Below are 14,891 nucleotides of genomic sequence, written 5' to 3' on the forward strand. Positions count from 1 at the left end.
GCACGGGCGTTGCCGTGCCTAAGCGGTTTAGCGATCGGCAAAAAAGACACGCTGAATGGCCAGTTCAAGGCCGCGTATTTCCGCGAGCCCTTTGAGCCGGCCGATGGCGGAATAGCCCGGGTTGGTTTTCTTTTTCAGGTCGTCGAGCATCTGGTGCCCGTGGTCGGGGACGCATCGGAATCGCGTCTTCCCGTCCGGCGTCCTTACGCCGCTGCTCTTCGTGCGTGATAGCCTTGACAACCGCAAACATGTCCACGTCCCTCACCAGATGCGCGGCTTCATGGAAACTTTTAGGATTACTTTCCCGCTGGGTCGAGCGTAAGTGAGCAAAGTAAATCCTCGGCCCGAACCGCTCGGTCATTGCCGCCAAATCGTTGTCGGCGCGCACGCCATAGGAGCCGGTACACAGGGTAAAGCCGTTAGCCATGCTGTCTACGGTATCCACCACCCACTGCATGTCATCCGCCGTGGAACAATACGCGGCAGTCCCAGGATGGGCCGCGGCGGATCGTCGGGATGCACAGCCATGCGGACACCCACCTCTTCCGCCACCGGAATAATGGCGCGCAGGAAATAGGCGAAGTTTTCCCGTAATTTGCCGTGATCGATCCCCTGATAGCGCGCGAGCTGGGCGCGGAATTGTTCCAGCGTATATCCCTCTTCGGCGCCCGGTAAGCCGGCGATAATATTGCGGGCGAGGCGCGTTTTGTCCTCTTCGCTCATCTCGGCAAAGCGCTGGGCCACCTGAGCGATCTCCTCCGCGCTATAATCCGCTTCAGCGCCCGCACGTTGCAGGATATGCAATTCAAACACGGCGAAAGCTATCTGGTCGAAGCGCAAGGCTTTGGCGCCGTCCGGCAATACATATTCCAGATCCGTGCGCGTCCAATCCAAAATCGGCATGAAGTTATAACACACCGTCCGGATCCCGCATTCGGCCAGGTTCCTCAGCGTTTGCTGGTAATGACGGATGCACCGATCGTAGTTGCCGCTGTGGGTTTTGATATCCTCATGAATCGGCACGCTCTCCACCACAGACCATTCGAGCCCCGCCGCTTCCACTATCGCTTTGCGCTGCAAGATGTCTTCCACCGTCCAGACCTCGCCATTCGGGATCTGATGTAATGCCGTGACGATGCCTGTGACTCCGGCCTGTCTCGCATCAGCCAGCGAGACAGGATCGTTAGGGCCATACCAGCGCCAGGTCTGTTTCATTTTCCACCTCATCGATAAGCGATCATCGTGCAGCGTAAGCATACACGTAGCGTAATGCGCAAATTGGTTTACCAAATCACATTTTATATCTATCTATAGGGAACGCCGTACCGTTTAACCATGCGGCCGCCCGCCTCATTGCCGGGCGTGATAAAGGCCTGCGGGGCGATAAGTTATTGACCGCCAATTGCCCACGCCCGCCAAGAATGACGGCATAATCGGTTTACCGGCGGCCATTGAATGCCGCTACAGCCACGATAGGGAGATCGCATCATGACGCACGCGCTACGGTTTTTTCTTTTGCTAAGCATCAGCGGCGGCGGTTGGGCGCAATCGCGCCTCGACCGTATTTTGCAACAGGGGGTATTAAAGGTCTGTACCACAGGCGATTATCGGCCTTATAGCTTTTTACGCGCCGACGGCCATTATGAAGGCATCGATATCGCGATGGCGCAATCGCTGGCCGACAGTTTGCCGGCCCGTATCCAGTGGGTACCGACAACCTGGAAGAACCTGATGAGGGATTTTAGCGCGCGCGACTGTGATATCGCCGTGGGCGGGGTTTCCGTTACGCTGGATCGCCAAAAACGAGCCAGTTTCTCGCTGGTGCTCAGCGTCGAGGGCAAAATACCGCTGGTACGCTGCGTGGACCGGCCTCGACTGCATAGCATTGAGCAGATGAATCAATCGGCGGTGCGGATCATCGCCCCAGCGGGAGGGAGCAATGAAGCGGTGGTGCGTAAACACTTGCCGCGCGCGACGCTGATTTTGAGCCATGACAACGCGGCTATTTTCCAACAATTGGTTGACCAAAAGGCGGATGTCATGATTACCGACGTGGAGGAAGCCTTGTTTCAGCAGCAACGTTATCCATCATGGTGCGCCGTGCAACCCCATGTGCCGATACAGTACGGCGAAAAAGCCTATATGCTGCCGCGGGACGATAGCGTATGGAAAAGGTATGTCGACCAGTGGCTGCATCTGCATCAGGCAGACGGCAGTTATCGTGCGCTGGCCCGCCAATGGCGGGCGGCGGCGGCCCCATTGGCAGGCGGCCGCCCTCGGCTGAAAGCGCGTGGCAAGCGTCAGGCGTTCACCCTTTACGCCGGCTTAAAAGTCATAGCCGACCGTGGCCATTACCGAACGTTCCGCGCCCCAATAGCAGTAACCGATGCCATAACAAGCCGCGACGTAGTCGCGATCGGTGAGGTTGTTGGCATTCACCTGTACATATGCGCCTTTCAGGCGGCCGTCCCAAGCCCCCAAATCGGCGCGCAGCGATGCGTCCAGGAGCGTCACGGACGGCACGCGGGTGGTGTTTTCGTTATCCGCGCTTACCGATATAACGGACGCCGGCGCCTACGCTGATGCCATAATCAAAGCGGTAATGGCCCCAGAAGGATGCGGTTTGGTTGGGGGTAACATAAGGGGTATGGCCGTCATTGCCGTCTACGGAGTCTTTAAAGCGAACGTGATTGAGAGAATAGCCGGCAAGGGTGCTCAAACGAGGCGTGATTTGGTTATGGGCCTCAAGCTCAATTCCCTGTGAGTGCACTTTTCCCGACTGGGTATAGGTGGCGGTAATGATATCGCGATTGGCAACGTCTTTGTGCAGTAAATCATAAACGGCGATGGTATACAGACTCGAGCTGCCCACCGGTTGATACTTCAGGCCGGCCTCATATTGTTCGGCGGTGGTCGGTTTGAGTAAATTGCCGTCGGCGCCGGTCAGAGATGTTGGCGTGATGGCCTGGCTATAGCTGATATAGGGCGATACCCCGTTGGCAAAGGCGTACAACAGCGAAGCCCGACCGCTGATGTGATCGTCGGCGCGGCGAACCGAGGTGTCATAGCTGTGGCTGACCTGCTTGGACACAATACGATCGTAGCGGCCCGACACATCCAGGTGCCATTGATCCATGACCATTTCATCTTGCAGATAAACGCCGGTCTGGTAATAACGACGTTGATTGTTATTGTCATTATAGTAACCGGGAATCGTCAATGCAGGATCCTGGAACAACGCGCTGCCCGCGGAGACGCCGGTGGCGGCATTCGAATAGGTCCCATAGGCGCCGCCGTCCCACAAATCATTTTTATATTGATGATATTCCGCGTCAAGCACCAACTTATGATCAACAGCGCCGGTATTGAAATCCGCCTGCGCCCGGTTATCCATCGCAAACGCATCCAGGGAGGAGCGCTCGCCGGTATAATAATGGCTCAGCAGATCGCTATCCCCTACCCAGCCGCCTTGATACACCTGATCAATCGAGACATTGGCATGCGTATAACTACCGGTGGAATGTACCGACCAGGTATCGTTGAGGGTATGCGAAAAATCATAACTGTAAATTTGCTCCCGGCGCTTATATTGATCCAAATCGCTCTCGCCGTCATAAAAGCTGCGGCTCAAACGGGAACCGTGGCGCACGCTCAAGCTACCGTCGGCCGGCACCGCGCTGTGATAGCCTCCAGACGGATCTTTTTGCAAATACGCTTTGAGCAACAAGGTGGTGTTTTCATTGAGTTGCCACAGCGGCGCAGGGGAAATCGCATAGCGTTCCTCGCGGGTATGAGAGTATTGGGTATCGCTGCTGCGGGTCATGCCGGTTATACGAAAAGCCCATTGATCGTTAATGGCATTGGTATAGTCAAACGAGCCTGTTTAGGAATTTGTGTATTTGCCTGATTTTGATATGTTCAATCCAACATCAAAAACAGGTTAATTTATGGACGAAAAACAGTTGCAGGCTCTGGCTAACGAACTGGCCAAAAATCTCAAAACCCCTGAAGATCTCAGTCACTTCGATCGGCTGCTGAAAAAAATCAGCGTCGAAGCAGCTCTCAATGCCGAAATGACCCATCACCTCGGCTACGATAAAAATCAGCCTAAACCGGGGACCAACGCCCGCAACAGCTATTCCACAAAAACCGTTACCACTGGCGATGGCCCGCTGGCGCTGCGTACTCCGCGCGATCGTGACGGTTCCTTTGAACCGCAACTGGTGAAGAAGAACCAGACCCGGATTACCGGGATGGATAACCAGATTTTATCGTTGTACGCCAAAGGGATGACCACCCGCGAGATCGCCGCCGCGTTCAAAGAGCTGTATGGCGCCGATGTCTCGCCGGCGCTGGTCTCAAAGGTCACCGATGCGGTCATGGAGCAGGTTGTCGAATGGCAAAACCGGCCTCTGGATGCAGTCTATCCCATTGTTTATCTTGACTGTATCGTTCTAAAAGTCCGGCAGGACAGCCGCATCATCAACAAATCTGTGTTCCTGGCGCTGGGCATCAACATCGAAGGCCAGAAAGAGTTGCTAGGTATGTGGCTAGCCGAAAATGAAGGCGCAAAGTTCTGGCTGAACGTGCTGACAGAGCTGAAAAACCGCGGCCTGAACGATATCCTTATCGCCTGCGTAGACGGGCTGAAAGGTTTCCCTGACGCTATTAACGCGGTGTATCCAGAGGCGCGGCTCCAGCTGTGTATCGTGAATATGGTGCGCAACAGCCTGCGGTTCGTCTCCTGGAAGGACTACAAGGCCGTCACCCACGACCTGAAAGCTATCTATCAGGCCCCTACGGAAGAAGCCGGCTTGCAGGCGCTGGAAGCGTTCTCCAGTGCCTGGGACATCCGCTACCCGCAAAATAAGTCGAAGCTGGCAGGCAAACTGGGTCAATCTGGCCACGTTCTTTGTCTACCCAACGGACATCCGCAAGGTGATCTACACAACCAACGCCATCGAGTCGTTAAACAGCGTGATCCGGCATGCCATCAAAAAGCGCAAGGTGTTCCCGACCGACGACGCAGTGAAAAAGGTGGTGTGGCTGGCGATACAGGCGGCCTCACAGAAATGGACAATGCCTTTGAGGGACTGGCGCATGGCAATGAGCCGCTTTATTATCGAGTTCGGTGACCGCCTGGACGGTCACTTCTGAGAAAAGGCATTTACACAGAATCCGGTACGGGCTCAGTCAAACGCGCCGCCTTGGGTATTTTGCGTGCCGCCATACAGCCGAAAATGCCCTTCTTCGCTGAATTGCGGGCGTTTGGTGGTCATATTAACCAGCCCGCCCGGCACCGTCTGGCCATAAAGCGCGGATGAAGGGCCTTTAATCACATCCACGCGTTCCAGAAACCACGGATCCACCTGCAGGTTATTATGGCTACCGCTGTCGCTCATGACCCGTAAACCATCAAGGAAGGTATTATCCACATCGCCACCGTGGAATCCGCGCAGCGAAATAGTATCAAAACGCGTCGCCGCACCGGCGAAATTGGTGAAAATGCCCGGGGTATAATTCAGCGCCTGATTTAAATCCATCGCGCCCTGATCGTCTATTTGCTGACGGGTAATGACGGAAATGGATTGTCCGGTGGTGATAAGGGGCTTATCGGTTTTGGTGGCGCCGGTGCTGGTCTTGGCGGTGTACCCCGCGGTGGGCGCATCGGCGCCGGCATCCGGCTGAGCGGTAACGACGATGGTCTCTTCCGCGGCCGCCGTCAGCGGTAGGGCTAAGGCCATAGAGCAAAGGAGCATAGATGTTCTGATCCTGAAAGCGTTAGTCATTCACGTTATCTCTTTCTAAAACCGTACAGCGCCCGCGCGTGTTTCATCTTAAACGCGCGATGATGAAAGCATTCCCTGGCAATTCTGTCTTGAATACGGATGATAATAATTATCTTTCTGTTTATGTTTTGCAAGCATTCTATTTGCAAATGCATTAATTGTGAAAAATAGTGTTAAGGATGATGTCATTCAGCGTTGGGGATCCGATTTAACGCGAGTTGACGTGCCGGCATTTACCTGCAATGCGAATCCCCTGTCTTTATTAAGGATTAGCGTCCCGTTTCCGGCTTATTTGAGCTCGCGACGCGAAATAACCGCGCCGTTGGCCTGGCGGGCGAAAAATAGCGGCGGCGGAAAGCGCCCCTTAACAGCTATTCTCGTTCGCCGGCTAATACAGGTTGGCGTTAACACAGCTAATATTCAGCCATACCGGTCTATTAACACGGCTGTTATTTTACGCCAGCAGCCATACCCTCTCCCTCTTTAGCGTTACAGGTAGGCCGCCCGCGTGGCATGATAGGTAAGGTAACGGCGCGCCGCGGCGGAGAGAGGAGCAAACCTGTGGCAATCAAAGCGGTATTTTTCGACGTGGGCGAAACGCTGGTCGATGAAAGCCGGGAATGGGCGGAATGGGCCGATTTTCTCGGGCTCTCCCGGTTGACATTTTTCGCCGCTCTGGGCGCCGTCATCGCTCGAGGCGAACATCATCGTCGGGTATTCCGCCTGGTGCGGCCGGACAGTGATTTTCAGCAGTTGCAGCAGCAGCGCGAACAGGCCGGCAAATCTTACCGTTTGCGCGCGACGGATCTTTATCCGGACGCCGTACCCTGTCTGAGGCGTTTGCGCCAGGCCGGTATACTGGTGGGTATTGCGGGTAATCAACCCCAGGCGGTGGAACAGACGCTGCGCCTGGCGGGAGTGCCGGCGGATATCATTCGCTCTTCGGCATCCTGGGGGGTGGAAAAACCTGATCCACGCTTTTTCCAGCGGATCCTTGCCGCGACGCCGGGCCTTAAACCGACCGAGGTCGCCTACGTGGGCGACAGACTGGATAATGATGTGCTCCCCACCCGCCAGGCGGGAATGCTGGCGGTATTTTTACGTCGCGGACCCTGGGCGCTACTGCAAGACGACGCCAGGCTCGGGACGCCTGGGATCGCCCTTGACGATCTTCACGCGTTACCCGCTATCCTCTGCCGGCAGCCATAGAGATAACCTGAACGCCATCGTAAACGAAGCATCTCGGCGCAAAGTCGTTTACACTCTTCACCTACCGTGCCCGCACCCGTGATGGCGCGAACGGGTACCGATAAGCGGTTACAAAGCTGCCGCCCAGGGCGGTTCTCCGCCGCATTCATTTACTCCTATCCCTGGTTAACGGTATTACATGGCAAAAACGCCCTTTTCCCCCGCCGCGCCCGGTGTTCCCCGTTTATTGGCGCGTGAATGTCTGGCGGGTATTGTCACCGCGCTCGCGCTGGTGCCGGAGGTGATCTCCTTTTCGGTCGTCATCGCCGGCGTCGACCCCAAAGTCAGCCTTGTGGCATCGATTGTGCTGTGTCTGGTGACCTCGCTGCTCGGCGGGCGCCGCGCCATGGTCACCGCCGCCGCCGGCTCGGTGGCGCTGGTTATCGGCCCGATGGTGCATGTCCACGGCGTGGCGTATATTTTACCAACGGTGCTTTTGGCTGGCAGCGTGCAGATCCTGTTTGGCCTGGCGGGTCTGGCGCGCATGATGCGTTATATCCCGCGCTCGGTAATGGTGGGCTTTGTCAACGCTTTGGGCATCCTGATTTTTGTCGCTCAGGTGCCGCACCTGCTGCATCACGCCTGGCAGGTTTGGCTTCTGTTTGCGCTGACGGGGGTGATCATGTTCGCATGGCCGCGCCTGACATCCGCCCTGCCTTCGTCGCTGGTGGCAATCGTTGACGTGACCGTCATCGCGGTCTGGGGCGGCTGGCCGGTACCGACCGTCGGGGACGCAGGCCCCATGATGGCCGGACTGCCCGGCTTAACCGAGTGGCGCGTGCCGTTAACCCGGATTATCTGGCCCACGGCCCTCAGCGTGGCGTTTGTTGGCCTGCTGGAATCGCTGCTGACGGCCAAGCTGGTGGATAGTTGACCGACAGCCACTCGAGCAAGCGCCGCGAGTCATGGGCGCTTGGGGTGGCCAATCTCTGCGCCGGCGTATATGGCGGGATCGCCGGCTGCGCGATGATAGGACAGACCCTTGTCAACATACAACTGGGACAAGCGCGCACCCGCCTTTTCACCTTCACGGCGGCGCTGATGTTGCTGTTGTTGGTGACCGCGTTAAGCGGCGTGATGGCGCGTATTCCGATGGTGGTACTGACGACGGTGATGATGATTGTGGCGGTCAAAACCGTCAACTGGCACAGCGTTAACCCGGGCACGCTTGTGGGGTGGCAATCATTTCTGGACTCTCAAGGGGAACGATGGACTAGCCGAAAGCCCTTTATTGACGCGGCTTACAGCGATTTTAAGGATTCTGGACTCGGCGCAAAAAAATGAGCGGGAAATGAGTTTTTTGCACTATATTCTGGACTAAATTGGTCGTGGTTTGAGTAAATTTGAAAGCCGTTTAAACAGTTCTTGATTAACGATTTTATTGCAAAATATACACAATATACTTATATTTTATCTAAACGGCCCTTTTGCTATAGCTTGCTAGGATTTCTTTCCCTGCCTCATTGTTGCCATCAAAACCACACCCTCTACTGTTTGCATCGTTCAAAGCAGCCTGTTCCTCATCTTTTGGATAATGCTTACCCAGTACTTTGTCCTTGATTACACGGTCGAGCGGCTTTGTTGAATAAATCGAACTTTTAGGTGACTGGCGGCTCTGATCACTACATTCGTTTCAACATCAGGTCCCCATGGCAAAGCAAAAGTTTAAAATCACCAACTGGCCCGCATATAACAATGCGCTCAGGCAGCGGGGGGACCTGACAGTATGGCTTGATGAGTCAGCCATTGCTGCATGGACTGAGAGTACACCACCTGAACATCGTGGCCGGCCGCTTCACTACACCGATATGGCCATTACCACGGTTCTGATGATAAAGCGCGTGTTTAACCTTTCGCTCCGGGCGTTACAGGGTTTCGTTGACTCGATTTTTAAACTGATGGGGCTGTCGCTGCGCTGCCCAGATTACTCTCTGGTCAGCCGGCGAGCAAAAACCGTCGACATCAGCATAAAAACGCAAACCCGCGGCGAAATCTCACACCTGGTCATCGATGGCACCGGCCTGAAAGTCTTCGGCGAAGGCGAATGGAAAGTCAGGCAGCATAGGGCTGAGAGACGCAGAGTATGGCGCAAGCTTCATCTGGCAGTAGATAGCGTGACACATGAAATTATCTGTGCCGATTTATCGCTAAGCGGTACGACAGATGCGCAGGCGCTGCCCGGGCTGATTAACCAAACCCACCGGAAAATCAGGGAAGCGTCGGCTGACAGTGCTTACGATACGCGTTACTGTCATGATGCTCTGCTGAGGAAAAAAATAAAGCCGCTTATCCCACCGCGAAGTGGTGCACAATATTGGCCAGCTCGATACCATGAGCGTAACCATGCGGTGGCAAATCAGCATCTGAGGGGCAATAACGATACCTGGAAAAAGAAAGTAGGTTATCACCGGCGTTCACTGGCTGAAACGGCCATGTTCCGGTTTAAAACACTTCTGGGTGGTCATCTGAGTCTGCATGACTATGACGCGCAGGTAGGTGAGGCAATGGCAATGGTTAAAGCACTTAACCGGATCACACTGTTAGGAATGCCAAACAGCGTCCGCATCATGTAACAATCGCCCTGATAGGGAGGAAGTCGTCACAAATTTCGAGCCTGTTTAGAAATTTGTGTATTTGCCTGATTTTGATATGTTCAATCCAACATCAAAAACAGGTTAATTTATGGACGAAAAACAGTTGCAGGCTCTGGCTAACGAACTGGCCAAAAATCTCAAAACCCCTGAAGATCTCAGTCACTTCGATCGGCTGCTGAAAAAAATCAGCGTCGAAGCAGCTCTCAATGCCGAAATGACCCATCACCTCGGCTACGATAAAAATCAGCCTAAACCGGGGACCAACGCCCGCAACGGCTATTCCACAAAAACCGTTACCACTGGCGATGGCCCGCTGGCGCTGCGTACTCCGCGCGATCGTGACGGTTCCTTTGAACCGCAACTGGTGAAGAAGAACCAGACCCGGATTACCGGGATGGATAACCAGATTTTATCGTTGTACGCCAAAGGGATGACCACCCGCGAGATCGCCGCCGCGTTCAAAGAGCTGTATGACGCCGATGTCTCGCCGGCGCTGGTCTCAAAGGTCACCGATGCGGTCATGGAGCAGGTTGTCGAATGGCAAAACCGGCCTCTGGATGCAGTCTATCCCATTGTTTATCTTGACTGTATCGTTCTAAAAGTCCGGCAGGACAGCCGCATCATCAACAAATCTGTGTTCCTGGCGCTGGGCATCAACATCGAAGGCCAGAAAGAGTTGCTAGGTATGTGGCTGGCCGAAAATGAAGGCGCAAAGTTCTGGCTGAACGTGCTGACAGAGCTGAAAAACCGCGGCCTGAACGATATCCTTATCGCCTGCGTAGACGGGCTGAAAGGTTTCCCTGACGCTATTAACGCGGTGTATCCGGAGGCGCGGCTCCAGCTGTGTATCGTACATATGGTGCGCAACAGCCTGCGGTTCGTCTCCTGGAAGGACTACAAGGCCGTCACCCGCGACCTGAAAGCTATCTATCAGGCCCCTACGGAAGAAGCCGGCTTGCAGGCGCTGGAAGCGTTCTCCAGTGCCTGGGACATCCGCTACCCGCAAATAAGTCGAAGCTGGCAGGCAAACTGGGCCAATCTGGCCACGTTCTTTGCCTACCCAACGGACATCCGCAAGGTGATCTACACGACCAACGCCATCGAGTCGTTAAACAGCGTGATCCGGCATGCCATCAAAAAGCGCAAGGTGTTCCCGACCGACGACGCAGTGAAAAAGGTGGTGTGGCTGGCGATACAGGCGGCCTCACAGAAATGGACAATGCCTTTGAGGGACTGGCGCATGGCAATGAGCCGCTTTATTATCGAGTTCGGTGACCGCCTGGACGGTCACTTCTGAGAAAAGGCATTTACACAGAATCGTGTACAGGGTCCAAATTTCGGATTTATTCAACAAAGCGCGGTCGAGCTTCAGAAGCTCTATATTCTCCTCATCAAGTAAATAGAGCACTGTCTCAGCACCTTTCCGCAGCAGTACATCTGCAAGCCTCTCTCTTTCACAATCAGTTAAGGCACTTAAAACAGCCCAAAGTCTGTTCGTACTGTCTTGAACCGAGCGTTGTTCTTCTGAACCCAACTTTTGGTCTAAGTTTGGGTTGTCTCCTGTGCCATGAAGAATCCAGTCAATAGACACTCTTTCGCTTTTTGATATCTTTTCAAGCACCTCATACCTAGGTTTAGAATTTTTCCTTTTGAAATAATTGCGGATTGTTTCTGAATTAACCCCCCAATCCTCCGCTGATTTTCGCACAGATCGCTCACCTATTAAAAGCTTAATTCTGCCTGCAACAGGTTCTTTTCCTATTTGAACAAAAGTACCTAAAGGTTCTTTTGTTGTTGTCTGGTTTTTTTATTTAATACCATGATTTTTAATCAAAAAAATCTTAAAACGCCGCAGCAATCATTTGACCCATAGCAGCAATCATTTGACCCATAAAAGAACCTTGACTTTGGTTCTTTTATGGGCATATTTAACTTATGCAGATAACCCCTCGGTTATCCCGGCGGTTAACTTTTTAGGATAGATGAATGATGAGTCAAAAAGAAGATCTGTGTGTCGATTGGCACCCTGAAATCATCAAGGCGGAAATCCATAGAGAGAGGACTATCGCTCCGCGCGCTTTCACTGGAGGCGGGGTACAGTAAAGACTCACTTAAAACCGTTTTGCGTACACCATGTAGACCGTATCAGCAAATTATTGCTAATGCGCTGGGGGTAGAGCCGGAAGTGATCTGGCCGAGCCGTTACAGAACGGTAAGCTATATCCGCAAGGTGTCCTGATCATGTTTGTTGTCGCCAAGGAATTAATGAGAGTACCCGGCTTACCCGCGACAACCAAGGGCATTCGCCAGGCACTGTGTCGATATTCGGGAGGTTCACCTGAACTGGTACGCAAACGTCCTGGCACCAAGGCTTTCGAGTACCACATCGATTGTTTGCCAGAACAAACACGCGAGATCATCAAACAGCGGCACTATAAATCTTTGATTGCGCAAGCCCCGGCCCAGCCGGTTGATGAGTCGGTCAAGCGTGGCAGCGCCATCAAGTCACGCGATGAGCTGGCGATCATGCGTCAATGTCCTGCCCTGCTCAAGCGCAAAGTGCAGGCCCTCAACGATCACCAAAAGCAGATTGCCGATGCGCGCATGATGCTGGCACAGGAAGTGATCCGGTTACAGCAGGCCGGCATGACCCACATTGCGGCGGTGACCTTTATCGTCGAGGAGTCAAAGGTCGGTACATTGCCCTAGGCCCTGCAGCGCGCCGCCACGCTGGCCAACGCCCAAAAGGGCCGCACCCGGCAAGGGGTGGGCAAAAGCAGCCTGCAGGAATGGGTGAGTCTCTATCTCAGCGCAGAGCGACCCCAGGAGCGTCTGGCGATACTGGCTTCGGGTCAGCCGAAGAAGCAGCGTCCCGAGGACATGACGTGGTTCTATACGCTCTTCTGGCCGCATTATGCCCGGCCCTGTGGCCCGACGGTGCTGGAAGCCTACCGCACGTTTCAGGCCGACTGGCAGGGCAAATACCATGATCAGCCTGCCATGCTGGCGGCCCTGCCGACCTACGACAAGGTCAATCGCATGGTCAAGCGGGTGGCACCTCACCGACGGGTCAAGGGACGGGTCACCGGTTCGGCGCTTAAGGCGTATCAGGTTTACCAGCAGCGGGATTGGGCACAGATGCCGGTGAACGGCTGCTGGATAGCTGACGGCAAATCGCTGAACATGAAAGTGGCGCCTCCGATACACGGGCGGCCCTTTACCCCGGAGCTGACCCTGGTGCTCGACGGGCGCACCCGCTATCTGGTGGGCTGGAGCCTGTCTCTGGCGGAAAACGCCATCGCGGTGGCCGATGCGTGGCGTTATGCCATCCAGCACCACGGCAAACCGCTGTTTTCCTACTCCGATAACGGCGGTGGTGAGACCAACAAGATGCTGGATGCGGATATCACCGGGATTTTCCCCCGGCTGGGCATTGAGCATATTACCGGTATCCCCGATAACCCGCAGGCGCGGAGCATTATCGAGCGACTTAACGGCGTTCTCCCACGCCGGCTGGCCCTGCGCTTTCAGACCTATAACGGGTTAAGCGCTGACCCCAACGGGACGCGGGTGCAGGGGCAAAAGCTGCTGAGTCTGTCGAATGCCCTGCGTCAGGGGAAAGAGCTGAACCCTGTCCAGCAGAAAACGCTGGCGATATTGCCCAGCTGGCGGCAACTGATAGACGCCATCGAGGAGGAGGTGCAGCGCTATAACCACAGCCACGAGCACAGCGCGCTGCCCAAGGTCAACGGCAAGTCGATGACGCCGGCTGCTTACCGCAAGGCCCTGCTGACCGAGGAAGGAGACAACATTGAATACCTGACGCCGGGCGAATTGCGCGAGATGTTTATGCCGGAAGAGAAACGCGTGGCCCAGCGCGGCTGGGTTGAACTGCTGAATAACCAGTATTTTGCCCGGGAGCTGATTGAGGTAGACCGCCAGACGGTGCGGGTGGCCTACGATATCCATAATCCGAACGAGGTGATTATTCGCCAGATGGACGGCGCTTATCTCTGCACCGCGCTCTGGAATGGCAATACCGTTTCGCCGGTGCCGGTCTCCAGAGTGGAAAAAGCCCTGGAAGCACGCGCTAAACGTCGCATTAAACTGGCTGAAAATAAAATTCAGGATGCGAAAGACGAATTACGCCCGGTGATTGACGCGCCCAGGGAGAACGATTACAGCCTGCTGGTACCCAAGGCAGCGGAACCCGAAAAAGAGAAGGTGTATTTATTTGAATCCGAATATGAGCACGATATCAAGCAGGTCGGTAATAACCGCTAAGGATATATTGTATGACAACGCGAGAACGTATTTTCCAGCTGATGGAACGGTCAGGCTACACCCAGCGCAAGGTAGCCGATAAAATCGGATTAAGCGGCGCCACCATTTCACAATATTTAAAGGGGGTTTACAACGGCAATATTGATAACGTCGAGGGCACGTTACGGGATTTTCTTGACCACGAGACAGAGCGCGCCCACCGGCGGGACATCAAGGTACATTTTGTGCCGACCCATCTGGCGAGGGTGGCGCTGGACCTGATTAGTGCCACGCACGACTTCGGCGATATCGGCGTGATATACGGCCCGGCAGGCATGGGAAAAAGCATGATGCTGAAGGAGTATGTGCGCGCCAACAGCGCCAATAAAGGCGTCATCTTGATTGAAGCCGACCCCGGCTATACCGCCAAGGTGTTATTGCAGGCGCTGTGCGCCTGGCTGGGTCTGCGAAAAACTGGCAATATTCATGAGCTGGTCGAGGAGTGCGTACAGGGGCTGCGCGACAAGCACTGGCTGGTACTGGTTGATGAGGCTGAGCTGCTGCCCTACCGGGCGCTTGAGGTCCTGCGGCGCATTCACGACCGTTCCGGGGTGGCCATTGTATTGGCGGGGATACCGCGTTTGCTGCTTAACCTGAAAGGCTCTCGCGGGGAATACGCCCAGCTCTATAGCCGGGTGGGTATGGCATTAGACCTGGAATCTCGTAAGAAAGAAAGTGAAGCCGAGGATTTCAGCGCCATTCTGGGCAGCCTGTTATCGAACGGTGAGGACTTGAGGGAGCCGCTTGCGCCGGAGATTGCCGCCGCCTTTCGCAAACATTCACGGGGCAATTATCGCCGCTTGTTTAAACTGGCGCGCGGAGTGGCCCGGACAAGCGCTATTGGCAATCAGGGGATTTCTGTGACGTTAATCGACCGCTATGCAGAAATGCTAATTCATTGAAGGAGGAAAGTATGTCAGTCCATCATAAAGCGGCA

At 54.7% G+C, this 14,891-nt stretch carries 6 protein-coding genes and 7 pseudogenes; 10 read left to right on the top strand and 3 right to left on the bottom strand.

Translation table 11 applies throughout. The features are described 5' to 3' along the window. Positions 1-27: 27 nt before the first annotated feature. Positions 28-1,215: pseudogene (gene uxuA, locus SOPEG_RS17615) on the bottom strand (mannonate dehydratase). Positions 1,216-1,488: 273 nt separating this feature from the next. On the opposite strand from uxuA, the pseudogene SOPEG_RS17620 reads away from it, so the two are divergent. After that, positions 1,489-2,241, top strand: a pseudogene (locus SOPEG_RS17620) (transporter substrate-binding domain-containing protein); the annotation flags it as partial. 84 nt (positions 2,242-2,325) lie between these two features. On the opposite strand, the pseudogene SOPEG_RS17625 reads toward SOPEG_RS17620, so the two are convergent. Beyond that, positions 2,326-3,883 (bottom strand): annotated as a pseudogene (locus SOPEG_RS17625) (TonB-dependent siderophore receptor); the annotation flags it as partial. A gap of 64 nt (positions 3,884-3,947) precedes the next feature. Between SOPEG_RS17625 and SOPEG_RS17630 the strand changes: the two are divergent. Next, positions 3,948-5,157: pseudogene (locus SOPEG_RS17630) on the top strand (IS256 family transposase). 35 nt (positions 5,158-5,192) lie between these two features. Here the strand turns inward: SOPEG_RS17630 and SOPEG_RS17635 are convergent. Continuing rightward, positions 5,193-5,789: pseudogene (locus SOPEG_RS17635) on the bottom strand (TonB-dependent siderophore receptor); the annotation flags it as partial. A gap of 561 nt (positions 5,790-6,350) precedes the next feature. Here SOPEG_RS17635 and SOPEG_RS17640 point away from each other — a divergent pair. The 8 genes and pseudogenes from SOPEG_RS17640 (at position 6,351) to SOPEG_RS17665 (ending at position 14,856) form a co-directional block, all read left to right on the top strand. Continuing rightward, a complete protein-coding gene (locus SOPEG_RS17640; protein WP_025246348.1) occupies positions 6,351-6,998 on the top strand; it encodes an HAD family hydrolase in 648 nt (215 codons plus the stop codon). A gap of 178 nt (positions 6,999-7,176) precedes the next feature. Further along, positions 7,177-8,207: pseudogene (locus SOPEG_RS17645) on the top strand (SulP family inorganic anion transporter); the annotation flags it as partial. 479 nt (positions 8,208-8,686) lie between these two features. After that, positions 8,687-9,610 (top strand): IS5 family transposase, encoded by a 924-nt coding sequence (locus SOPEG_RS17650; protein ID WP_025246349.1) that lies wholly within the window; start codon positions 8,687-8,689, stop codon positions 9,608-9,610. 109 nt (positions 9,611-9,719) lie between these two features. Next, positions 9,720-10,928, top strand: a complete 1,209-nt coding sequence (locus SOPEG_RS17655) for an IS256-like element ISSoEn2 family transposase (protein WP_025244030.1) — start codon at positions 9,720-9,722, stop codon at positions 10,926-10,928. A 692-nt stretch (positions 10,929-11,620) separates the two neighbouring features. Next, positions 11,621-11,870, top strand: a pseudogene (locus SOPEG_RS25250) (helix-turn-helix domain-containing protein). Positions 11,871-11,872: 2 nt separating this feature from the next. After that, positions 11,873-12,340, top strand: a complete 468-nt coding sequence (locus tag SOPEG_RS30665; RefSeq protein WP_335334059.1) for a DNA-binding protein — start codon at positions 11,873-11,875, stop codon at positions 12,338-12,340. An 84-nt stretch (positions 12,341-12,424) separates the two neighbouring features. Next, positions 12,425-13,915 (top strand): Mu transposase C-terminal domain-containing protein, encoded by a 1,491-nt coding sequence (locus SOPEG_RS17660; protein ID WP_335334060.1) that lies wholly within the window; start codon positions 12,425-12,427, stop codon positions 13,913-13,915. Positions 13,916-13,926: 11 nt separating this feature from the next. Further along, positions 13,927-14,856, top strand: a complete 930-nt coding sequence (locus tag SOPEG_RS17665; RefSeq protein WP_025246350.1) for an AAA family ATPase — start codon at positions 13,927-13,929, stop codon at positions 14,854-14,856. Positions 14,857-14,891 lie beyond the last annotated feature (35 nt).

The sequence above is a fragment of the Candidatus Sodalis pierantonius str. SOPE genome (assembly GCF_000517405.1).
In the GTDB taxonomy this organism is placed as follows: Bacteria; Pseudomonadota; Gammaproteobacteria; order Enterobacterales; family Enterobacteriaceae; genus Sodalis_C; species Sodalis_C pierantonii.

What these genes read in the sequence shown, in the direction of transcription:
- SOPEG_RS17650 (WP_025246349.1), top strand. Translation starts at nt 8,687, where the DNA reads ATGGCAAAGCAAAAGTTTAAAATCACCAACTGGCCCGCATATAACAAT.
- SOPEG_RS17655 (WP_025244030.1), top strand. Translation starts at nt 9,720, where the DNA reads ATGGACGAAAAACAGTTGCAGGCTCTGGCTAACGAACTGGCCAAAAAT.
- SOPEG_RS30665 (WP_335334059.1), top strand. Translation starts at nt 11,873, where the DNA reads ATGTTTGTTGTCGCCAAGGAATTAATGAGAGTACCCGGCTTACCCGCG.
- SOPEG_RS17665 (WP_025246350.1), top strand. Translation starts at nt 13,927, where the DNA reads ATGACAACGCGAGAACGTATTTTCCAGCTGATGGAACGGTCAGGCTAC.